Origin of the sequence: Paenarthrobacter aromaticivorans, assembly GCF_019038615.1 — a bacterium.
In the GTDB taxonomy this organism is placed as follows: domain Bacteria; phylum Actinomycetota; class Actinomycetes; order Actinomycetales; family Micrococcaceae; genus Arthrobacter; species Arthrobacter aromaticivorans.
Window position 1 is genome coordinate 121,611 of sequence record NZ_JAHOPC010000006.1, and the last position, 20,582, is coordinate 142,192.

At 61.1% G+C, this 20,582-nt stretch carries 30 protein-coding genes; 29 read left to right on the forward strand and 1 reads right to left on the reverse strand.

Annotated elements, in window-relative coordinates; genetic code table 11:
* Positions 1-12 precede the first annotated feature (12 nt).
* The gene (locus tag KSW38_RS23630) at positions 13-138 is read left to right on the forward strand and encodes a hypothetical protein (RefSeq protein ID WP_256449717.1); all 126 of its coding nucleotides are present in this window, start codon (positions 13-15) and stop codon (positions 136-138) included.
* A 26-nt stretch (positions 139-164) separates the two neighbouring features.
* On the opposite strand, the gene KSW38_RS11580 is transcribed toward KSW38_RS23630, so the two are convergent.
* Positions 165-1,598 (reverse strand): GH1 family beta-glucosidase, encoded by a 1,434-nt coding sequence (locus KSW38_RS11580; RefSeq protein ID WP_216925086.1) that lies wholly within the window; start codon positions 1,596-1,598, stop codon positions 165-167.
* Positions 1,599-1,983: 385 nt separating this feature from the next.
* Here KSW38_RS11580 and rpsJ point away from each other — a divergent pair, with 385 nt between their 5' ends.
* The 28 genes from rpsJ (at position 1,984) to map (ending at position 20,570) form a co-directional block, all read left to right on the forward strand.
* Entirely contained in the window at positions 1,984-2,292 is a 309-nt protein-coding gene (gene rpsJ / locus KSW38_RS11585) for a 30S ribosomal protein S10 (RefSeq protein ID WP_003803825.1), read from the forward strand.
* A gap of 17 nt (positions 2,293-2,309) precedes the next feature.
* Positions 2,310-2,960, forward strand: a complete 651-nt coding sequence (gene rplC, locus KSW38_RS11590; protein WP_026539807.1) for a 50S ribosomal protein L3 — start codon at positions 2,310-2,312, stop codon at positions 2,958-2,960.
* Positions 2,961-2,964: 4 nt separating this feature from the next.
* Positions 2,965-3,582, forward strand: a complete 618-nt coding sequence (rplD, locus tag KSW38_RS11595; protein WP_216925087.1) for a 50S ribosomal protein L4 — start codon at positions 2,965-2,967, stop codon at positions 3,580-3,582.
* Complete coding sequence (rplW, locus tag KSW38_RS11600; RefSeq protein ID WP_011775593.1) at positions 3,579-3,884, forward strand: 50S ribosomal protein L23; 306 nt, start codon at positions 3,579-3,581, stop codon at positions 3,882-3,884. Before rplD ends, rplW begins: the two co-directional genes overlap by 4 nt.
* 29 nt (positions 3,885-3,913) lie before the next feature.
* A complete protein-coding gene (rplB, locus tag KSW38_RS11605; RefSeq protein ID WP_011775592.1) occupies positions 3,914-4,753 on the forward strand; it encodes a 50S ribosomal protein L2 in 840 nt (279 codons plus the stop codon).
* A gap of 12 nt (positions 4,754-4,765) precedes the next feature.
* The gene (rpsS, locus tag KSW38_RS11610) at positions 4,766-5,047 is read left to right on the forward strand and encodes a 30S ribosomal protein S19 (protein ID WP_011775591.1); all 282 of its coding nucleotides are present in this window, start codon (positions 4,766-4,768) and stop codon (positions 5,045-5,047) included.
* A 38-nt stretch (positions 5,048-5,085) separates the two neighbouring features.
* A complete protein-coding gene (rplV, locus tag KSW38_RS11615) occupies positions 5,086-5,451 on the forward strand; it encodes a 50S ribosomal protein L22 (protein WP_090817766.1) in 366 nt (121 codons plus the stop codon).
* Entirely contained in the window at positions 5,452-6,273 is an 822-nt protein-coding gene (gene rpsC / locus KSW38_RS11620) for a 30S ribosomal protein S3 (protein WP_216925088.1), read from the forward strand.
* Complete coding sequence (gene rplP, locus KSW38_RS11625; protein WP_003803795.1) at positions 6,274-6,690, forward strand: 50S ribosomal protein L16; 417 nt, start codon at positions 6,274-6,276, stop codon at positions 6,688-6,690.
* 2 nt (positions 6,691-6,692) lie between these two features.
* Positions 6,693-7,007: a 50S ribosomal protein L29 gene (gene rpmC, locus KSW38_RS23425; RefSeq protein WP_216925089.1), complete on the forward strand. Its 315-nt coding sequence runs from the start codon at positions 6,693-6,695 to the stop codon at positions 7,005-7,007.
* Positions 7,004-7,300 carry a 30S ribosomal protein S17 gene (rpsQ, locus tag KSW38_RS11635; protein ID WP_142938371.1) on the forward strand — a complete coding sequence of 99 codons (297 nt, stop codon included), beginning with the start codon at positions 7,004-7,006 and terminating at the stop codon, positions 7,298-7,300. The genes rpmC and rpsQ overlap by 4 nt, the downstream gene beginning before the upstream one ends.
* Positions 7,301-7,654: 354 nt before the next feature.
* Positions 7,655-8,023: a 50S ribosomal protein L14 gene (rplN, locus tag KSW38_RS11640; protein WP_003803789.1), complete on the forward strand. Its 369-nt coding sequence runs from the start codon at positions 7,655-7,657 to the stop codon at positions 8,021-8,023.
* A 3-nt stretch (positions 8,024-8,026) separates the two neighbouring features.
* The gene (gene rplX / locus KSW38_RS11645; protein WP_062073171.1) at positions 8,027-8,386 is read left to right on the forward strand and encodes a 50S ribosomal protein L24; all 360 of its coding nucleotides are present in this window, start codon (positions 8,027-8,029) and stop codon (positions 8,384-8,386) included.
* Positions 8,386-8,964 carry a 50S ribosomal protein L5 gene (gene rplE / locus KSW38_RS11650; RefSeq protein WP_144659421.1) on the forward strand — a complete coding sequence of 193 codons (579 nt, stop codon included), beginning with the start codon at positions 8,386-8,388 and terminating at the stop codon, positions 8,962-8,964. The genes rplX and rplE overlap by 1 nt, the downstream gene beginning before the upstream one ends.
* A 78-nt stretch (positions 8,965-9,042) precedes the next feature.
* Positions 9,043-9,441, forward strand: a complete 399-nt coding sequence (gene rpsH, locus KSW38_RS11655; protein WP_216925090.1) for a 30S ribosomal protein S8 — start codon at positions 9,043-9,045, stop codon at positions 9,439-9,441.
* 18 nt (positions 9,442-9,459) lie between these two features.
* Positions 9,460-9,996: a 50S ribosomal protein L6 gene (rplF, locus tag KSW38_RS11660; RefSeq protein WP_144659422.1), complete on the forward strand. Its 537-nt coding sequence runs from the start codon at positions 9,460-9,462 to the stop codon at positions 9,994-9,996.
* Between the two features lie 3 nt (positions 9,997-9,999).
* Positions 10,000-10,383, forward strand: coding sequence for a 50S ribosomal protein L18 (rplR, locus tag KSW38_RS11665; RefSeq protein ID WP_216925091.1), 384 nt, complete (start codon positions 10,000-10,002; stop codon positions 10,381-10,383).
* Positions 10,384-10,412: 29 nt separating this feature from the next.
* Complete coding sequence (gene rpsE / locus KSW38_RS11670) at positions 10,413-11,084, forward strand: 30S ribosomal protein S5 (protein ID WP_216925200.1); 672 nt, start codon at positions 10,413-10,415, stop codon at positions 11,082-11,084.
* A 2-nt stretch (positions 11,085-11,086) separates the two neighbouring features.
* Positions 11,087-11,293 carry a 50S ribosomal protein L30 gene (gene rpmD, locus KSW38_RS11675; protein ID WP_216925092.1) on the forward strand — a complete coding sequence of 69 codons (207 nt, stop codon included), beginning with the start codon at positions 11,087-11,089 and terminating at the stop codon, positions 11,291-11,293.
* The gene (gene rplO / locus KSW38_RS11680) at positions 11,293-11,775 is read left to right on the forward strand and encodes a 50S ribosomal protein L15 (protein WP_216925093.1); all 483 of its coding nucleotides are present in this window, start codon (positions 11,293-11,295) and stop codon (positions 11,773-11,775) included. The genes rpmD and rplO overlap by 1 nt, the downstream gene beginning before the upstream one ends.
* A gap of 186 nt (positions 11,776-11,961) precedes the next feature.
* Complete coding sequence (gene secY, locus KSW38_RS11685; protein ID WP_216925094.1) at positions 11,962-13,272, forward strand: preprotein translocase subunit SecY; 1,311 nt, start codon at positions 11,962-11,964, stop codon at positions 13,270-13,272.
* A gap of 5 nt (positions 13,273-13,277) precedes the next feature.
* A complete protein-coding gene (locus tag KSW38_RS11690) occupies positions 13,278-13,847 on the forward strand; it encodes an adenylate kinase (RefSeq protein WP_216925201.1) in 570 nt (189 codons plus the stop codon).
* Between the two features lie 111 nt (positions 13,848-13,958).
* Positions 13,959-15,014 carry a 3-oxoacyl-ACP synthase III family protein gene (locus KSW38_RS11695; protein WP_216925095.1) on the forward strand — a complete coding sequence of 352 codons (1,056 nt, stop codon included), beginning with the start codon at positions 13,959-13,961 and terminating at the stop codon, positions 15,012-15,014.
* Positions 15,011-15,799 carry a glycosyltransferase family 2 protein gene (locus tag KSW38_RS11700; RefSeq protein WP_308169350.1) on the forward strand — a complete coding sequence of 263 codons (789 nt, stop codon included), beginning with the start codon at positions 15,011-15,013 and terminating at the stop codon, positions 15,797-15,799. Before KSW38_RS11695 ends, KSW38_RS11700 begins: the two co-directional genes overlap by 4 nt.
* Positions 15,756-17,069, forward strand: coding sequence for a cytochrome P450 (locus KSW38_RS11705; protein ID WP_254186395.1), 1,314 nt, complete (start codon positions 15,756-15,758; stop codon positions 17,067-17,069). The genes KSW38_RS11700 and KSW38_RS11705 overlap by 44 nt, the downstream gene beginning before the upstream one ends.
* Complete coding sequence (locus KSW38_RS11710) at positions 17,062-18,801, forward strand: class I adenylate-forming enzyme family protein (protein WP_216925096.1); 1,740 nt, start codon at positions 17,062-17,064, stop codon at positions 18,799-18,801. The genes KSW38_RS11705 and KSW38_RS11710 overlap by 8 nt, the downstream gene beginning before the upstream one ends.
* A complete protein-coding gene (locus KSW38_RS11715) occupies positions 18,798-19,709 on the forward strand; it encodes an NAD-dependent epimerase/dehydratase family protein (RefSeq protein WP_216925097.1) in 912 nt (303 codons plus the stop codon). The genes KSW38_RS11710 and KSW38_RS11715 overlap by 4 nt, the downstream gene beginning before the upstream one ends.
* A 33-nt stretch (positions 19,710-19,742) precedes the next feature.
* Positions 19,743-20,570, forward strand: a complete 828-nt coding sequence (gene map / locus KSW38_RS11720) for a type I methionyl aminopeptidase (protein ID WP_216925098.1) — start codon at positions 19,743-19,745, stop codon at positions 20,568-20,570.
* Positions 20,571-20,582: the final 12 nt, after the last annotated feature.

Consider the following 20,582-nt stretch of genomic DNA (forward strand, 5'->3'; position numbering starts at 1 on the left):
GAGAGGAGCACCATGGAATTCCTGATTTTCCTTGTCATCATCGCGGTGATCGGCGGCGGACTGCTGTGGGGTCGCAAGTACTTCCGCCATGAAATTGACCGCGCCAAGCGCATCAACCGCGCCAACAAAAACAAGTAGCCCGATCGGTAGTTAACCCACATGGGCTAGGGTTCCCGGTGGCGTGCCCGTTCCAGTGCCCGGAACCAGTAAAACGAGTCTTTGGGTGTGCGCTCCAAGGTATCGAAGTCCACATGCACCAAGCCAAAGCGTTGCGAGTACCCTGCCGCCCACTCGAAATTGTCCAGTAGCGTCCACACGTAGTAACCGCGGAGTTCAACGTCCTCGGCGATGCCGCCGGGTCCTGTAGCAGTCAGAGCGTGGCCAAGATGCTCCGCCAGGTAACTGATCCGGTTATGGTCCCGTATGGGCCCATCCACGTGCGAAGGCTCGGGGAAACTGGCTCCTCCTTCGGTGATATAAACCGGTGGAAGGGCGTCACCGTAGCGGTCCTTCATCTCGCGGAGCAGTACTGCCAAATGCTCCGGCGCAACCGGCCAGCCGAACCCGGTCGTTTCGTACTCCTGATAGGCGGCCAGATGGAATGGCACTTTCGTCATTTCTACGGCAGTGCCTGTGGGGATCTCCGCGGGTCCGCGCCCGGCAGCAACCTTGATGGGGTAGTAGTAGTTGAGCCCATAGAAGTCCAGTGGCTGGCTGATCAGCTCAAGGTCACCATCCCTGACGGTTCCCAATGACCGGAACCACGGTTTCATGGGCAAAGGTGGCCTGGGGTACTGACCCAGCAGGACGGCGTCAGCATATATGCGATTGAGGAGCACATCGAAGGACTGGGCCATCAAGCGGTCCGAGAGGCTGTTGCTCGCCGGGCGGACGGGGGAGTGCATGTTGGAGATGCCGATCTGCCCCTTCACCCCGGCTTCACGCAGGGCGCGCACTGCCAAGCCATGGCCCAGCAGTTGGTGATGCGCGGCTGGCAAGGCATCGAACAACAACTGGCGGCCGGGCGCGTGGACCCCCAAGGCATAGCCCTGGAGCGTGACGGAAACTGGTTCATTCATGGTGACCCAGTGCTCCACGCGGTCCCCAAATCGCTCTGCTGCAGCGCTGCAATAGACAGCAAAGCGTTCCGCTGTATCCCGGTTCATCCAGCCGCCCGCGTGTTCAAGCTCCAAGGGAGTATCCCAATGGAAGAGCGTTGCCATGGGTGAGATGCCGGCAGCAAGGAGTTTGTCGATCAGGCGATCGTAGAAGTCCAGCCCACGTCGATTGATTCCGCCCTTGCCGCCGGGCTGGATCCTTGGCCAGGAAAGGGAGAAACGGTACGAATCGATGCCGAGTTCCTGCATCAGGGTGACATCTTCGTCGGCGCGGTTGTAGTGATCGCAGGCTATGGTGGGGGAGTCGGCGTCGACGATTGCTCCAGGCTTTTGCGCGAACGCATCCCAGCCCGACGGTCCCCGCCCATCAGCGGTCACGGAACCTTCAATCTGGAAGGCGGCGGCCGCGACCCCCAGCGTGAACCCTGGACGTAGGCGCGCGGCCAGATCTTCCACGGAACCCGTATCCTGGGCGGTCATTCCACTATCATCCACAGCGGGTGGCAGATGTGGCAATGCCCGCAAAGGGCCCGATTGGCCTTTGGTCTTTAATTCCGGCATACTGGATGAGTTGTTCAAGCGCTTCTTCGTGTCCCGATCCGGATAATGCCGGGTGTCAGGGTCCAGGCTGAAGCCCAAACATAACCCTGAACCCCATGGAATGCGGTCGAGTTTGCGTGAAAATCGCGACACGCCCGACCGCGGGGGTCGGTGCGCCGGCAGGTTGAGGAACCCGGAATGATCCGGATTCAGCTTGTGCGGCGTGTGGTGGTAAAACCTCAAACGCTTCGGCGGCCACGCCAACAGGTAAGTAAACAGAGCAGCCCTAACTAGAGCAGCACTAGCTGAAAGAGAGTCAGGCGACATGGCGGGACAAAAAATCCGCATCCGGCTGAAGTCATATGACCACGAGGTCATTGATGTTTCAGCGCGGAAGATCGTTGAGACGGTCACGCGCGCAGGCGCAACGGTAGTCGGCCCGGTGCCGCTTCCGACGGAGAAGAACGTGTACTGCGTTATCCGCTCTCCGCACAAGTACAAGGACAGCCGTGAGCACTTCGAAATGCGTACTCACAAGCGTCTGATCGACATCATCGACCCCACGCCGAAGGCTGTTGACTCGCTTATGCGTCTCGACCTGCCGGCCGACGTGAACATCGAAATCAAGCTCTAGGGAGGTGCTGAGAGACTATGACCGCAACCCGTAACGTAAAGGGCCTGCTGGGCACGAAGCTCGGCATGACCCAGGTCTGGGACGAGAACAACAAGCTCATCCCGGTAACTGTCGTCCAGGCTGACTCCAACGTCATCACCCAGCTGCGCAACGCAGAGGTAGATGGCTACGTCGCCGTCCAGATCGGCTACGGCCAGATCGACCCCCGTAAGGTCACCAAGCCGCTGGCTGGTCACTTTGAAAAGGCAGGCGTAACCCCTCGCCGCCACGTTGTCGAACTGCGTACCGCAGACGCCGCATCCTACGAGCTGGGCCAGGAGCTCTCTGTTGAGATCTTCGAAGCCGGCCAGAAGATCGACGTCGTCGGCACCTCCAAGGGTAAGGGCTTTGCCGGTGTTATGAAGCGTCACGGCTTCCACGGCGTTGGCGCCTCCCACGGTGCCCACAAGAACCACCGTAAGCCTGGCTCCATCGGTGGCGCATCCACCCCGAGCCGCGTCTTCAAGGGCCTGAAAATGGCCGGCCGCATGGGCGCCGAGCGTCACACGACGCTGAACCTCACGGTTCACGCTGTTGACGTTGAGAAGTCGCTGCTCCTTATCAAGGGTGCCGTCCCCGGTGCCCGCGGCCAGGTCGTACTCGTACGCACCGCCGTGAAGGGAGCCTAGTTAGATGACTAGCACTGTCAAGGTAGACCTGCCTGCAGAGATCTTCGACGTCCAGACCAACGTGCCGCTGCTGCACCAGGTCGTCGTCGCACAGCTCGCTGCTGCCCGCCAGGGTACCCACAAGACGAAGACCCGCGCCGAGGTTTCCGGTGCAGGTCGCAAGCCGTTCAAGCAGAAGGGCACCGGCCGCGCCCGTCAGGGTTCCATCCGTGCTCCTCACATGACCGGCGGTGGCGTTGTCCACGGTCCGACCCCTCGTGACTACAGCCAGCGCACCCCCAAGAAGATGAAGGCTGCTGCTCTCCGCGGCGCCCTGTCTGACCGCGCCCGCAACGGTCGCATCCACGTCATCGCTGAACTGGTAGCCGGCACCAAGCCGTCCGCCAAGGAAGCACTGGCTTCGCTGCGTGCAGTCTCCGAGCGCAAGAACCTGCTCGTTGTCATCGAGCGCGCGAACGACGTCGCTGCACTCTCCGTGCGCAACCTCGCAGATGTTCACGTTCTGTACGCAGACCAGCTGAACACCTACGACGTTCTCGTTTCCGACGACGTGGTCTTCACCAAGGCTGCTTTCGAGGCGTTCGTCGCTGACAAGGCTAAGAACGAGGAGGCCTCCAAGTGAGCGTAACCACCATCAAGGACCCGCGCGACGTCGTGCTTGCACCCGTCGTATCGGAAAAGAGCTACGGTCTGATCGACGAAGGCAAGTACACCTTCCTGGTGGACCCTCGCTCGAACAAGACCGAGATCAAATTGGCCGTAGAGAAGATCTTCTCGGTCAAAGTTGACTCGATCAACACCATCAACCGTGCCGGTAAGCGTAAGCGCACCAAATTCGGCTGGGGACAGCGCAAGAGCACCAAGCGTGCAATTGTCACCCTCAAAGAAGGCACAATCGACATCTTCGGCGGTCCGCTCGCGTAGCGGAGACCACTTTAACGAGGAAATAAATTATGGGAATCCGTAAATACAAGCCGACTACCCCGGGCCGTCGTGGCTCGAGCGTAGCCGACTTTGCTGAAATCACGCGATCGACTCCGGAAAAGTCGTTGCTGCGTCCGCTGCACAAGACTGGCGGCCGTAACAACTCCGGTAAGATCACCACCCGTCACAAGGGTGGTGGGCACAAGCGCCAGTACCGTCTGATCGACTTCCGTCGTCACGACAAGGACGGCATCAACGCCCGCGTTGCCGAAATCGAGTACGACCCGAACCGCACGGCTCGCATCGCACTCCTGCACTACGTTGATGGCACCAAGCGTTACATCATCGCTCCTAACAAGCTGTCCCAGGGTGACTTCGTCGAGGCTGGTCCCGACGCTGACATCAAGCCGGGCAACAACCTGCCGCTGCGCAACATCCCGGTTGGTACCGTTATCCACGCAGTTGAACTGCGTCCGGGTGGCGGCGCCAAGATGGCACGTTCCGCTGGTGCTTCGGTACAGCTCGTTGCCAAGGAAGGCCGCTTCGCCCAGCTGCGTCTGCCCTCCGGCGAAATCCGCAACGTTGACGTGCGCTGCCGCGCAACCGTCGGCGAGGTCGGCAACGCCGAGCAGTCGAACATCAACTGGGGCAAGGCCGGCCGTATGCGCTGGAAGGGCGTTCGCCCGACCGTCCGTGGTGTAGCCATGAACCCGGTTGACCACCCGCACGGTGGTGGTGAAGGTAAGACTTCCGGTGGACGTCACCCGGTTAACCCGAACGGCAAGCCCGAGGGCCGTACCCGCCGTCCGAACAAAGAGAGCGACAAGCTTATTGTTCGTCGCCGCCGTACTGGCAAGAACAAGCGATAGGAGCCTGGACACATGCCACGCAGCCTGAAAAAAGGTCCTTTCGTTGACCAGCACCTCTTTGTGAAGGTCGCACGGGAAAACGATAAGGGCACCAAGAACGTCATCAAGACCTGGTCCCGCCGTTCGATGATCATCCCCGACATGCTCGGGCACACGATCGCCGTACACGACGGACGCAAGCACATTCCGGTGTTTGTCACTGAGTCGATGGTCGGGCACAAGCTCGGCGAATTCGCTCCCACGCGGACATTCCGCGGCCATGTTAAGGACGACCGTAAGGGCAAGCGCCGCTAGGCGCCTGACTTTACGTCTTAGACGAGAGAAGGAAAGCAATGGAAGCCAAGGCTATTGCGCGTCACATCCGCGTAACGCCTATGAAGGCCCGGCGCGTCGTCAACCTTGTTCGTGGTAAGCAAGCGAATGAGGCTCTGGCAATTCTGAAGTTTGCCCCGCAGGCAGCTTCGGAGCCGGTATTCAAGGTACTTCAGTCGGCAATGGCCAACGCACGCGTCCTCGCGGACCGTGACGGCGTTGCATTCGACGACAGCGACCTGTTCATCAGCGAAGCATTCGTTGATGAAGGCCCGACCATGAAGCGGTTCCAGCCGCGTGCCCAAGGCCGCGCCTACCGCATTAGGAAGCGGACCAGCCACATCACCGTGGTCGTCGCAACCCCGGAGAAAGAGGAGGCTCGCTAAGTGGGACAGAAAGTAAACCCGCACGGGTTCCGACTCGGCATCACCACCGACCACGTTTCGCACTGGTTTGCTGACAGCAACAAGGCCGGACAGCGCTACAAGGACTTCGTCCGCGAGGACATCAAGATCCGTCAGCTCATGTCCACTGGCATGGAGCGCGCTGGCATCGCCAAGGTTGAGATCGAGCGCACCCGTGACCGTGTCCGCGTGGATATCCACACGGCACGCCCGGGTATCGTCATCGGTCGCCGTGGCGCCGAGGCAGACCGCATCCGCGGCGAGCTCGAAAAGCTCACTGGCAAGCAGGTTCAGCTGAACATCCTCGAGGTCAAGAACCCCGAGATGGAAGCACAGCTTGTTGCCCAGGGCATCGCTGAGCAGCTGACTTCCCGCGTGGCTTTCCGCCGTGCGATGAAGAAGGCCATGCAGTCCGCACAGCGTGCGGGTGCCAAGGGTATCCGTGTTGCTTGCTCGGGTCGTCTGGGTGGCGCAGAAATGTCCCGCTCGGAGTTCTACCGCGAAGGCCGTGTGCCCCTGCACACCCTCCGCGCGAACATCGACTACGGCTTCTACGAAGCCAAGACCACCTTCGGCCGCATCGGTGTGAAGGTTTGGATCTACAAGGGTGACGTAACTGCCAAGGAACTGGCTCAGCAGGCAGCTGCTGCTCCGTCCCGTGGCCGCGCAGGAGACCGTCCGGGCCGCCCGGGTGGCGACCGCCGTCGTCGTAACGACCGCCCGGCCGCTGACGCAGCACCGGTTGCTGCAGAGGCTCCGGCCGCTGAAGCTGCTGCTCCGGCAGCAGAAGGAGGAGAGGCTTAAATGCTTATCCCACGTCGAGTCAAGCACCGTAAGCAGCACCACCCGGGTCGTTCCGGCGCTGCAACGGGTGGCACCAAGGTCAGCTTCGGTGAGTACGGTATCCAGGCCCTGAGCCCGGCATACGTGACGAACCGTCAGATCGAGTCCGCCCGTATCGCGATGACCCGCCACATCAAGCGTGGCGGTAAGGTCTGGATCAACATCTACCCGGACCGTCCGCTGACGAAGAAGCCTGCTGAAACCCGTATGGGTTCCGGTAAGGGTTCTCCGGAATGGTGGGTCGCAAACGTCAAGCCGGGCCGGGTTCTCTTCGAACTCTCCGGTGTCAATGAAGAGGTAGCTCGCGAGGCCCTGCGCCTGGCAATCCACAAGCTCCCGTTGAAGGCACGCATTGTGCGTCGCGAAGGTGGTGAATAGAAATGGCAGTAGGGTCGAAGGATCTCGCACCCGCACAGCTGGACGGTTTCGACAACGAGCGTCTCGTTGAAGAACTCCGCAAGTCCAAGGAAGAGCTGTTCAACCTGCGTTTCCAGTCCGCCACCGGTCAGCTGGAGAACCACGGTCGCCTGCGTGCGGTAAAGAAGGACATCGCACGCATCTACACCGTTCTGCGTGAGCGCGAGCTGGGCATTCGTGCCGAGGTTGCCGCACCGGTTGTGGAAGCCAAGGAAGAAAAGAAGTCCAAGAAGGCTGCCAAGGCTGAAACTGCCGAAGCTGGAGAGGACGCCAAGTGAGCGAGAAGGAAACTGTGACGGAAGCAGCAGCCAGCGCTGAACAGCGCGGTTACCGTAAGACGCGTCGCGGCTACGTTGTCTCTGACAAGATGGAAAAGACCATCGTTGTTCAGGTTGAAGACCGCGTGAAGCACGCTCTGTACGGCAAGGTTATTCGCCGCACTTCGAAGGTCAAGGCTCACGACGAAGAGAACACCGCCGGCATCGGCGACCTCGTTCTCATCTCTGAGACCCGCCCGCTGTCCGCTACCAAGCGGTGGCGCCTGGTGGAGATCCTCGAAAAGGCCAAGTAAATCCACCGCCGGGCTTGCCCGGTTGGGATTCACTGGAAGGGCCCGCGTTCCGCATGGAACGCGGGCCCTTCCGCGTTCCCAGCACGTTTCGGAAAGACCAGCGAAACATGCTAGGATATTGAGTTTGTATGGCGCCATTTGTGCGTCATCGACTACCTCGTAAACAATCGTGCCGCTGCATACTGCCCCGCGCAGAGTTTTCTGCAAGGGAAGCTGATGCTCGTGGCACGGGCGTTTAGGCCTGTTCTGGCAAAATCCAGGCAGGTCAAGAGACACCCCGATCAACCGTTCCGCAAGGCTCATTCCGTATGCATGATTTCGGTCTGAGAACCGGCGCGACGCAAGGAGTAAAAATTGATTCAGCAGGAGTCGCGACTCAAGGTCGCCGACAACACGGGTGCTAAGGAAATCCTTACCATTCGCGTTCTCGGTGGATCCGGTCGTCGCTACGCAGGCATTGGCGACGTCATCGTCGCTACCGTCAAGGACGCTATTCCCGGCGGAAACGTAAAGAAGGGCGACGTCGTCAAGGCGGTCATCGTCCGTACCAAGAAGGAACGCCGCCGTGCGGATGGTTCCTACATCAAGTTTGACGAAAACGCAGCTGTGATCCTGAAGAACGACGGTGACCCCCGCGGTACCCGTATCTTCGGCCCGGTTGGTCGTGAACTTCGCGACAAGAAGTTCATGAAGATCGTTTCGCTGGCCCCGGAGGTGCTTTAGTCCATGGCTAAGATCAAAAAGGGTGACCTCGTTCAGGTCATCACCGGCGCCAAGCAGGAACGTGGCGGCGACCGCGGCAAGCAGGGCAAGGTCCTGCGCGTATTCCCGGACACCAACCGCGTGCTGGTAGAGGGAATCAACCGCGTCACCAAGCACACCAAGGTCGGTCAGTCGCAGCGCGGCACCAAGACCGGTGGCATCGAGGTCGTTGAGGCCCCGATCCACGTTTCCAACGTTGCTCTGGTTGACCCGTCGACCAAGAAGCCGACCCGTGTTGGTTTCCGTCTCGACACCGTTGAGAAGGATGGCGCTACCAAGACCGTCCGTATCCGCGTGTCCAAGGCCACCGGGAAGGACATCTAATGACTGAGACTCTCGAGACTCCAGTGAAGATCGTTCCGCGTCTGAAGACGAAGTACGCAGAGACCATCAAGAAGTCGCTGCAGGACGAATTCAACTACGCGAACGTGAACCAGGTTCCCCGCCTGGTGAAGGTTGTTGTGAACATGGGTGTTGGAGATGCCGCCAAGGACTCCAAGCTGATCGACGGCGCTGTCCGCGACCTCACCCTGATCACCGGCCAGAAGCCGCAGGTAACCAAGGCCCGCAAGTCGATCGCACAGTTCAAGCTGCGCGAAGGCATGCCGATCGGTGCGCACGCAACCCTGCGTGGAGACCGCATGTGGGAATTCGTGGACCGTCTGGTTTCGCTGGCTCTGCCGCGTATCCGTGACTTCCGCGGCCTCAACGGCAAGCAGTTCGATGGCAACGGCAACTACACCTTCGGTCTGACCGAGCAGGTTATGTTCCACGAAATCGACCAGGACTCCATCGACCGCGTTCGCGGTATGGACATCACGGTCGTCACCACTGCCAAGACCGACGACGAAGGCCGCGCGCTGCTCAAGGCGCTTGGTTTCCCGTTCAAGACCGAAAACTAACTACGTAACAGGTCCGGCAGCGCAGGCTCGCAAGAGCAGGCGCAGCGGAAACCGTTATGAGGAAGGGCTATAGCCCAAATGACTATGACAGATCCTGTCGCAGACATGCTCACGCGTCTGCGCAATGCAAACTCGGCGTACCACGACACCGTGACCATGCCGTACAGCAAGCTGAAGGCACGCGTTGCTGACATCCTGAAGGCAGAAGGCTACATTGCCGGCTGGAAGGAAGAAGACGCCGAGGTTGGCAAGAAGCTGACCATCGACCTGAAGTTCGGTCCGAACCGCGAGCGTTCCATCGCTGGCGTCCGCCGCATCTCCAAGCCCGGCCTCCGCGTTTACGCGAAGTCCACCAACCTGCCTCACGTGCTGGGTGGCCTGGGTATCGCTATCCTGTCCACCTCTTCCGGCCTCCTGACTGACAAGCAGGCCGGTAAGAAGGGCGTGGGCGGCGAAGTCCTCGCGTACGTCTGGTAACGGGAAAGGAAGAGAATAATGTCACGTATTGGACGTCTCCCCATCACCGTTCCTGCCGGAGTTGAGGTCAAGCTCGATGGCTCCGTCATCAGCGTCAAGGGTTCCAAGGGAGAGCTGAGCCACACTGTGGCCAGCCCGATCGAGGTTTCCCTGGAAGAGAACACTCTCACGGTCACCCGCCCGAACGACGAGCGCAACTCGCGTTCGCTGCACGGCCTGACCCGCACCCTGATCGCCAACATGATCCAGGGCGTTACCGAGGGCTACGAGAAGAAGCTTGAAATCGTTGGTACTGGTTACCGCGTTCAGGCAAAGGGTTCTGACCTGGAGTTCGCTCTTGGCTTCAGCCACCCGGTTAACGTCTCGGCACCCGAAGGCATCACCTTCGTAGTAGAGGGTCCGACCAAGCTCTCTGTTGCGGGTATCAACAAGCAGCAGGTCGGCGAGGTTGCTGCCAACATTCGCAAGCTGCGCAAGCCTGACCCCTACAAGGGCAAGGGTGTCCGTTACGCCGGCGAAGTCATCCGCCGCAAGGTCGGAAAGGCTGGTAAGTAAACCATGGCCATCGCAATTAACAAGAAGCGTACGAACAAGAGCAAGTCTGCTGCACGCAGCCGTCGCCAGCTTCGTATCCGCAAGCGCATCACCGGTACGGCTGCACGTCCTCGTCTGGTCGTCAACCGTTCGGCTCGCCACATCTTCGTCCAGGTTGTCGATGACAGCAAGGGTGTAACCGTGGCTTACGCTTCCACCTTGGAAGCTGACCTTCGCGCTCTCGACGCAGACAAGACTGCCAAGGCCAAGCGCGTCGGCGAGCTCGTTGCCGAGCGTGCCAAGGCTGCAGGCGTCGAAGCTGTTGTCTTCGACCGTGGCGGTAACAAGTACCACGGCCGCATCGCCGCCGTCGCTGACGGTGCTCGCGAAGGTGGGCTGGCACTGTGACCGTTGAAAATAACGAAAAGGACATTCAGGTGACTGAAGCTGTAGCTGCTGAAGCAACTGAGACCGCACCCGCTACCGACGACCGCCGCGGCGGACGTCGTGGCGAGCGCGGCGAGCGTGGCCAGGGCCGCGGCGACCGTGGTGGCCGTGGAGGCCGCGACGGCGGTCGCGAAGCCGAGAAGAGCCAGTTCGTAGAGCGCGTTGTAACCATCAACCGCGTTGCCAAGGTCGTCAAGGGTGGTCGTCGCTTCAGCTTCACCGCTCTCGTCGTCGTCGGTGACGGTAACGGCATGGTCGGCGTCGGCTACGGCAAGGCCAAGGAAGTTCCCGCTGCTATCGCAAAGGGCGTCGAAGAGGCCAAGAAGTCCTTCTTCCGCGTTCCCCGCGTTGGCAACACCATCCCGCACCGCGTGCAGGGTGAGGCTGCTGCAGGCGTTGTCCTGCTGCGTCCGGCTTCCGCCGGTACCGGTGTTATCGCCGGTGGTCCGGTCCGCGCGGTACTGGAGTGCGTGGGTATCCACGACATCCTCTCCAAGTCGCTCGGTTCCTCCAACGCGATCAACATCGTTCACGCGACCGTTGACGCTCTGAAGCAGCTCGAAGAGCCCGCTTCGGTGGCTGCCCGCCGTGGCCTGCCGCTGGACGAGGTTGCTCCTGCTGCTCTGGTGCGCGCGCTCCAGAACCAGAAGGCAGGTGTTTAGTCATGGCTAAGAACCTGACTCCCTCCGACGCCAAGTTGGAGATCACCCAGATCAAGGGCGTCATCGGCGCCAAGCAGAACCAGAAGGCTACCCTCCGGTCCCTCGGCCTGAAGCGCATCGGACACACCGTTGTCCGTGACGCCGACGCCGTGACCGTTGGAATGCTCAACACGGTTCCGCACCTCGTGAATGTAGAGGAGGCGAAGTAATGGCCGAGAACAAGACCGCTGCAGAGGCTGCTGAGAAGCAGAACGCTCTGAAGGTCCACCACCTGCGTCCCGCCCCGGGTGCCAAGACCGCCAAGACCCGTGTTGGTCGTGGTGAAGGCTCCAAGGGTAAGACCGCTGGTCGCGGTACCAAGGGTACGAAGGCCCGCTACCAGGTAAAGGCTGGCTTTGCCGGCGGCCAGCTGCCGCTGCACATGCGCCTGCCGAAGCTGCGCGGCTTCAAGAACCCGTTCCGGGTTGAGTTTCAGGTTGTGAACCTGGACAAGCTCAACGAGCTGTTCCCGGAAGGTGGCGCTGTCACCGTTGAGTCCCTGGTTGAGAAGGGTGCCGTTCGCAAGAACCAGCCCGTCAAGGTCCTGGGCACTGGCGACATCACCGTCAAGGTTGACGTCACCGCCCACGCTTTCTCTTCCAGCGCTGCTGAAAAGATTGCTGCAGCAGGTGGAAGCACCACTGCTCTCTAAGAGCCAGTGGGGCTGATCCCCGTTGTAAAAAAGATCCCGGTATGCGGGGCTTCGGCCCCGTATACCGGGATTTTTTGCGTGAAGGTGGACTCTCGATTATTACGACGGCGTCACAAGCAGCTAGACTCGGTTGTTGGGTTTCATTGAGCCCATCCACATCCTTGTACTTTCTACTCAGGAGGACGCTTGCTAAGCGCATTCGGCCGGGCGTTTCGGACGCCTGATTTGCGACGCAAGTTGTTGTTCACGCTGGGAATCATCACAATCTTCCGCTTGGGAGCTTTCATCCCCTCGCCTGGTGTGAACTACCAGAATGTCCAGCAATGCTTGAACAACGGTGACACCTCGCAGGGCATCTACCAGCTGGTCAACTTGTTCAGCGGCGGCGCGTTGCTGCAGGTCTCGATCTTTGCACTGGGCATCATGCCCTACATCACGTCGAGCATCATCGTTCAGCTGCTCCGGGTGGTCATTCCCCGGTTCCAGCAGCTCTATGAAGAGGGCTCCTCGGGCCAGTCGAAGTTGACCCAGTACACCCGGTACCTCACCATCGCGCTCGGACTCCTGAACGCCACCACGCTGGTGTCCTTGGCGCGGTCCGGCCAGCTTCTTCCGGGTTGTAACCTCCCGATCATTCCTGATGACAGCATCATTACGACGCTGCTCATCATCATCACCCTGACGGCCGGCACGGGCCTCATCATGTGGATGGGCGAGCTCGTTACGGAGAAGGGCGTGGGCAACGGTATGTCGCTGCTCATCTTCACCTCCATTGCTGCAGGCTTCCCGCGTTCACTTGGTTCCATCTGGGAGACGAAGGGCCCGGGAACGTTCTTCATTGTCCTGGCAATCGGCTTGCTCACGGTGGCCCTGGTGGTCTTCGTGGAACAGTCCCAGCGGCGGGTTCCCGTCCAGTACGCCAAGCGCATGATCGGACGCCGCACCGTGGGTGGCACAAGCACCTACATCCCCATCAAAGTGAACATGGCCGGCGTCGTGCCCGTCATCTTCGCTTCCTCCATGCTGTACCTGCCAGGCCTGATTGCGCAGTTCAACCAGCCGAAGGCAGGGGAGCAGCTGGCACCATGGGTTGAGTGGATCAACAATAACCTCACCCGTGGTGACCACCCCATCTACATGGCGCTCTACTTCGCCATGATCGTGTTCTTCACCTACTTCTACGTGGCCATCACCTTCAACCCTGAAGAAGTGTCGGACAACATGAAGAAGTACGGCGGGTTCATTCCGGGCATCCGGGCGGGTAAACCGACCGCGGACTACCTGCAGTACGTGCTTTCCAGGATCACCTTGCCGGGAGCCTTCTACCTGGGCTTTGTGGCATTGATTCCGCTGGTTGCACTCGTCCTGATCAATGCCAACCAGAACTTCCCGTTCGGTGGTACGTCAATCCTGATCATGGTGGGTGTCGGCCTGGAAACCGTCAAGCAGATTGATGCGCAGCTACAACAACGTCACTACGAAGGGCTTTTGCGATGACGAGAATGCTGATCATTGGACCTCCCGGTTCGGGTAAGGGTACGCAGGCTGAGCGGATTTCCGAGCGCCTCGGCGTAGTCGCCATCTCCACCGGCGACATCTTCCGTGCCAACGTTAAGGGCGAAACCCCTTTGGGCATTGAAGCCAAGAAATACATGGACGCTGGTGACTTCGTTCCGGACAGCGTCACGAACAACATGGTTCGTGACCGCCTGAGCCAGAGCGACGTCGAGAATGGCTTCCTCCTGGATGGTTACCCGCGCACCACCGCGCAGGTCGACTACCTGGACCAGATCCTCGCTGAAGGCGAGCAGGAGCTCGACGTCGTGCTCCAGCTGACTGCCGACGACGAAGAACTGGTGTCCCGCCTCCTGGGCCGTGCGAAGGAAACCGGGCGCTCTGACGACAACGAGGCCGTCATCCGTCACCGGCTGGACCTTTACCACGAGCAGACTGAGGCCGTTGTTGCCAAGTATGCCGAGCGCGGCATCCTGACGAAGGTGGACGGAATCGGCGGCATCGACGAAGTGACCGACCGCGTCCTGACCGCCATCGAGTCGGCCAAGGCCGTCTAGCACGGCTTTTCCACATAGCCGGATCATCGGCGCTGGAGCAAAGGGTGTGTCCCGTACCATTGGTGCGGGACACACCCTTTTCGTTTCGCGGCAGTTTTTTGGGGGAACCGCATGCAAACAGCTCTTTCCGGACACAGCAGGATTGCAGGTTTGGAGGTCTACCTTCCACCTGCGCGCCTGGGGACTTCCGCCGTCGAACGCCGTATTGGTGAGTCGAGTCCGGGGTTCCGGGTACCCAAGGGTTTGATTTCCCGTGTTACCGGGATCCGCTCCCGGAGCGTCATGGCTGACTCCGAGCAAGCATCGGACCTTGCGGCCAATGCAGCGGCAAAGCTCCTTGCCGAATGCGGGCTGCAGGCCCCGGACATAGACCTCCTCATCTTCGCGTCCGCCAGCCAGGACATGGTGGAACCGGCCACGGGCCACATGGCCGCCGCCAAACTTGGACTCTGCTGCCCTGTGATGGACGTGAAGAATGCGTGCAACAGTTTTCTGAACGGCCTGGAAGTGGGCGATGCTCTGATTGCCACGGGACGGTATGCCAGGGTCCTGGTGGTCACAGGGGAGTCGCCGTCGCGGGCGATCCGTTGGAGGGTTCCGGACTTTGCCACTTTCGCGTCAAGCTTTCCCGGGTACACCATGAGCGACGGCGGCGCGGCAGTGTTGCTTGAACCTGCGGGTGCAGAGGCAATGGAGTCGGACGGACTTGAGGCCGGGTCGGCCGGCATTCTTGGCATGGGCTTCACTGCCCGAAGCAGCCACTGGTCTGTCGGCACTTTGGCTGCAGGTGGTTCTGCGTATCCGCGCGATCCGGAAGCTACCTATTTCACCATGGACGGGGAGAAGCTCAAGGACGCGTTTCTGGATCTGGGCTGCGGCGTCCTGGACGAAACATTGGACCGGCTGGAACTGCAGTGGACGGACTTCGCCGTGGTTTGCGTGCACCAAGTGAGTGGACCGTACCGGGAGGTCTTTGCGGAACGGGCCGGTGTTCCACCTGAGTTGCTGGTGCCTTCGGTAGAGGACTTCGGAAATTTGGCCTCAGTTAGCCTGCCCCTGCAATTGAAACTCGCCGTGGACAGCGGACGCTGCGGTCCGGGCGATCTCGTGGCCTTGGTGGGACTCGCCGGCGGCGTCAGCCTGGGTATGGCGGTGGTGCGGCTGTGACGCTGGAACGCCATCTCGGAAGCACGGCCCCTACCCGGCCCTTGTCCATCGCGCTGCCCATGCTGAACGAAGAGAAGCTTGTCCAGCAGACGCTGGACTCTCTCGCGGCCCAGGAACATCAGGACTTCACGGTGGTGGTGGTCGACAACGGATCGACGGATGCCAGCTGTTTGATCGTCTCAGAGTTCGCCGCGGCTCATCCCCACATGGATATCAGGCTTGTACATGAAGCCGAGAAGGGGACGGGCACGGCCGCTGACACGGGCATGCGGTTCGGTGTGGAGCACGGCGCAAGGTGGCTCGCCCGGACTGATGCCGATTGCCTCGCTGCGCCGGATTGGACCGCCAAAATTGTTCGGGCGTTCGACGACGGTTTGGAACTCATCGCCGGCCAGCTCGTGCCCCGCGGGGACGAAGGTATCAGTACGCGGGGGCGGACGATGATGTTGCTCGCAGTCGAGATCGCATCTTTCTTCGGTCGGATCCGCCCCGGCAATAAGGGGGAGGGGTACCTGGGCCCTTATCAGATGCTTCCAGGGTGCAATATGGCGATCACGGCAGACATGTATCACCGTTCCGGGGGATTCCCGCGGACCAGTATAGAAGACCTCCATGAAGACCGAGCACTGTCCAACCGCGTGCGAAAGCTGACCCGCAATTACGCGTTGCGCCGGGATGTTGTGGTGTACGGCTCCTCACGGCGGGTCAAAGCGTGGGGTTTGAAGAACACCCTTGCTTGGTATGCGGACCACCGGTACCGCCCAGAGCACGTGGACATCCGGTGACGCCGTGATTTTCGACGGAGGAATGCCCAACAGCAGGGTGCCAAGCGGCAGGGTGGCCAACGGCCGGATGCCCAACAGAAGAATGTCCAGCGGCGTCAGGAGCAAGGCTGAACGCTGGGAGCAGCGTGTCCAGTTGGGGGCGCATCCGTTGCTGTACCCGGCCATCCGGGGTCTCGGCAGCATACGGCCGGTGGTGCGTTTGCCCGGCCTGGGGATCCTTGTCAGCGAAGCCGCCTTGGTGCGCGAAGTTCTCATGGATAGCCAACGATTCATCAAGAACGGACCGTCGGGTTCGGGTGCGCTCTGGACTCCGGTAGTGGGACCAAAGGCGTTAGTGAACATGGACGGCGCGGAGCACAGGGAGCTGCGGCGCAAGCTGGCTGACCTCTTCACTCCAGGCTCGGTGTCGGCGATTGTCGAGCCGGCGGCTGATTCGCTTCATGACCGGTTACACCACGGACTGGACGCAGGTGGCCACGTAGATCTGGTGGACTGCGTCAAGGAGCTTGCTGGGGGAGTCATCTCCAGGCTGCTGGGCGTGCCAGATGATGCCCCCGGCCGGTTGCCCAATAGGGAACTCTTCAATTTAGGGTCTTCCATCTCTTCGCTCGTGCGCCTGGGGCGTCCCACGCTGACGGAGAGGCAGATCGCCAAGGGAAGATCCGCCGTCGGGGTTTTGGCAGGACCGGCGCGGGCAGCGTACAGAAAGAGCGACTCCCAAACGTTCCCCGGTCGGCTGCGCGCACTCGGCATGACCGAGGAAGAAGCCATGGGCATCGTCAGCGCGTTCGTGATGGTGGGAACAGAGACGTTGGTGTCGTTTGTTCCGCGCCTGATTGCCCTGCTCGCTGACAGCGGACGCATAGAAGGCCTCGTTGAGGATCGGTCCGGTGTTCCCTCCGCCGTGAACGAGGCATTACGGTTCACTGTGCCGTCCCCGATGATGCTGAGGGATGTTGTGTCTCCTTGCACCCTTGGCGGAGTCGCTATCCGGGCCGGAGACCGTCTTTTGCTATCCACCGTTCACGCTTCCAAGAGCCTGGGCGGATTCGAGCCTGGGATTCCCATCCCGCCGCATGCGCGGCAGCTGTGGTTCGGTGCGGGTCCGCACTTTTGCATCGGCATGCCGTTGGCCATGGCCGAGATCAATGCGACGCTATCTTTGCTCCTGGACAGGTATGCCCGGCACCCGTGGGTTGTCTCGTCCCGGCAAGTGAGCAGAGGTGTGCTGATTCCCGGATACAGGAGGTTGGAACTGGCCAATGCCTGATGACGCATTGTTCGAAGAAACCTTGTCCGGCACCGATCTCATTGAGGCGGTCTATGCCGCAGCAGGGCGCGTGCCAGACAGCCCAGCGATCACGGCGCCCGGCAGGTTGCGTCCAGGACGGACCATCACATACCGCGACCTGGTGAAAGGTATAGATGCGACTGCCCGGCATCTCCGTGATGATGGCTTCGGTGCCGGTGAACGGATGCTGTTCTCGGTTCGCCCCAGCCCAGCAGCGTTCATCCTGGCACTGGGGGCCGTCCGCGCCGGTGGTTCTGTGGTGTTCATCGATCCAGGGATCGGACCGTCGCTGTTCCATGACCGGGCAAGGCTGGCTGCCCCACGGTGGGCTGCCGCTGAGTCCCTTCTGTACGCGCTGAGTACCAGGAGCCCACTGCGGCCGCTGGCCCGGCGACGGGGATTGCTCCTGCCGGATTACGGTGCCATGGACGTCCGGCACTACTATTCCGGCCCCTGGCTCCCTGGCGTTCCCCGAGGCGCGACGCCGGTGAAGCGACTCGCCAGTCCGGCTCTTCCTACGGATAGCGTTCCGCCTTCCACAGTGGCGTCCTCTGGGCAGGAAGCCGTGATCATTTTTACGTCGGGGACCACGGGTGCGCCCAAGGGTGTAGTGCATACACGGGGTTCGCTTGGGGCAGGATTCGAGCAGCTCAACCAGCGCTGTACCTTTGGCGAGGGCGATCGGATCCACTCCGAGCAACTGATGATGGGCTTGCCGGCACTCATCGCCGGCGCGCACTGGACCATGCCCGGCTATGGCTTCTCCGCGCACATTGATCCTCTTCGTTTGGCACGCGAGCTTGGGCCTGTTGCTGGCAAGAAGCACTCTTACGACGGCGCGACGCACGTTTTCCTTGTCCCCTCCCAGTTGGCGCCCATCCTGGATGCTGTCGAGGATGGGAGCGTCAGGCTCCCAGGAACACTACGGACTGTGATGCTTGGAGCCGCGCCGGTGCTGGCTCCCTTCCTGAAACGGGCAACGGCACTGCTTTCCGGCGTCGAGTTCAAACTCATCTATGGCATGACGGAGTTGCTGCCAATCGCCGTCGCCGATGGTACGGAGAAGCTGGCCTTTGCGTCCGGCGCTGATGCCGAATTCACGTCGCCGGACGGAAGTGGCGAAGGCGATTTCCTCGGCGAGCCGCTGCCCGCCGTCGGGATCCGGGTAGGGGAGGATCACGAACTGTACGCCCAGGGACCGAACATGTGCCACGGATATCTGGGTGAGGACGCCATGATCGAGCACGCAACCGGAGACTTGGTACGGCTGGACCACGGTGCGGGAGGCCCCGGAACGGGTCCCGCGCGCCTGGTTATGATCGGTCGCAAGAAGGACATGATCATCCGGGGCAAAACCAACATCTACCCTGCACTGTATGAACCGCTGATCACTTCCGTTCCCGGAGTTAAGCAGGCCGTCATGGTGGGGGTTCCGGACGGGATCGGTGATGAAGCTGTGTGGCTGGCCGTCGTGGCTGCACAGGGGAAACCAGGGGCGCAAGGAGAGCCAAAGGCAAAGGGGCAATCAGTGGGGCAGCTCAAAGCAAAACTAACCAAAGTCCTCCCGGCCTTGATTGACGAATCCGCTCTCCCGGATCACATCGAAATCCTTGATGACATCCCTCATAGCGGACGCCACGGGAAGCCGGACCGGGAAGCACTTCGGCGCCAATTTGCCCGTAAGTCCGCTGACAAAGCCGGGGCGCAGTGAAAATCGCGGTTACCGGGGCCACAGGCTTCATAGGGGGAGCAATCGCCGCCGCCGCACAGGCTCAAGGGTGGGATGTTGTTCGTTTCGCGCGACGCCACGGCCCTGGACTGACGTATTGGGACCTAATGGGTTTGCCGCCTGGCCAAATGCCAGCCGTGGACGCGGTGATCCATGCTGCCGCCCACGTAGCGGACTGGGGCGCGGCCCGCATGTTCTACCGCACGAATGTGCTGGGTACCCGTGCCGTGGCTGAGGCCTACCCAACAACACGACTGGTGCACATTTCCAGTTCAAGCGTGTACCCGTGGTGGGAGCCCTGTACCAACCGCGGCGAAGAAGACGTGGCTGTGCGCCACCTCAACGCCTACGCAAGTAGCAAGGCGCTCGCCGACGTGGAGGCCCGACGACATCGCAACGCCGTGGTTCTTCGGCCACATGGAGTTTATGGACCAGGGGACCGGACGCTGCTGCCGCGCCTGATCAGCAATGTCCGCCACGGACGGCTTCTCACCGTTGGGCATGCCGGTATTCGTCATCAACTCACCAATGTTGAGAATCTGACAGAGGCGGCGCTGGCAGCTTGCCAGTCCGATGCCCGCGGTGCCATCAACGTGGCCGACGCGGAGCCGGTGGAGCTCGGCACCGTGCTGAGGCAGGCGCTTGCTGTCACTGGCCATGAGGGGGTGGGTATCAGCTACATTCCGGAACCCGCTGCCATGGCTCTTGCCGGCATTTCCGAGGCCGTTGCCCTCGCTTCCGGCCGGGCACCACGCCTCACGCGCTACGCCGTAAGCCAGCTCGGAAAGGACAGAACTTACCGTTTGGACCGCCTCCGCGAAGAGCTGGGAATCGAACCAATTTCGACCACGCTCTCCGATGCGGGAAAATGGTTGGAGCACGGGGCCTGATCGGCTCCTACAGCAAACCATCCAGAGGAGAACATGGCGTTCGGTCAGCCCCGCATCGAATACAAAACCAACGAGCATATGCGCAAAATGCACGAGGCTGGTTTGGTACTCAGCCGTGCCCTTGACGCTGCCGTTGCCGCGGCCAAGGCAGGCGTCACCACCAAGGACCTCGACGACGTTTTCGCGGCAGTCCTGAATGACGCCGGGGCCAAGTCCAACTTCCTTGGCTACCACGGCTTTCCCGCCACCATCTGCACGTCAGTCAACGAGGAAGTCGTCCACGGCATCCCTGGAAACCGCGTCCTCAACGATGGCGACATCATTTCCATCGATGGCGGCTGCATCGTCGACGGATGGCACTCGGACTCCGCCCGCACCGTCATCGTTGGCACGGCAGATCCTGAAGACCAGCGACTCTCGGACGTCACTGAGGCCGCCATGTGGCGAGGGATCGCTGCGCTGGCCAAGGGCAAGTTCGTAGGCGACATTGGCAATGCGATTGATGACTACGTTTCTTCTGTCCCCGGTAAGCCCCTGGGCATCCTGGAGGACTACGTGGGCCACGGAATCGGTTCGGAAATGCATATGGCCCCGGACGTCCTGAATTACCGCACCAATCACCGTGGCCCGAAGATCCGCCCGGGGCTGTGCCTCGCGATCGAACCCATGCTGGTGCGCGGTGGCATCGAGACTGCCACCTTGGATGATGACTGGACCGTTGTCACCACCGATGGCAAGCGCTCGTGCCAGTGGGAACACTCTGTGGCAGTGCACGAAAAGGGTATCTGGGTCCTGTCCGCCCCGGACGGAGGCGCCGAGCAGTTGGCCCCGCTGGGAGTCGTGCCCCTCCCGATCCCGTAACCTAGCGAGGCC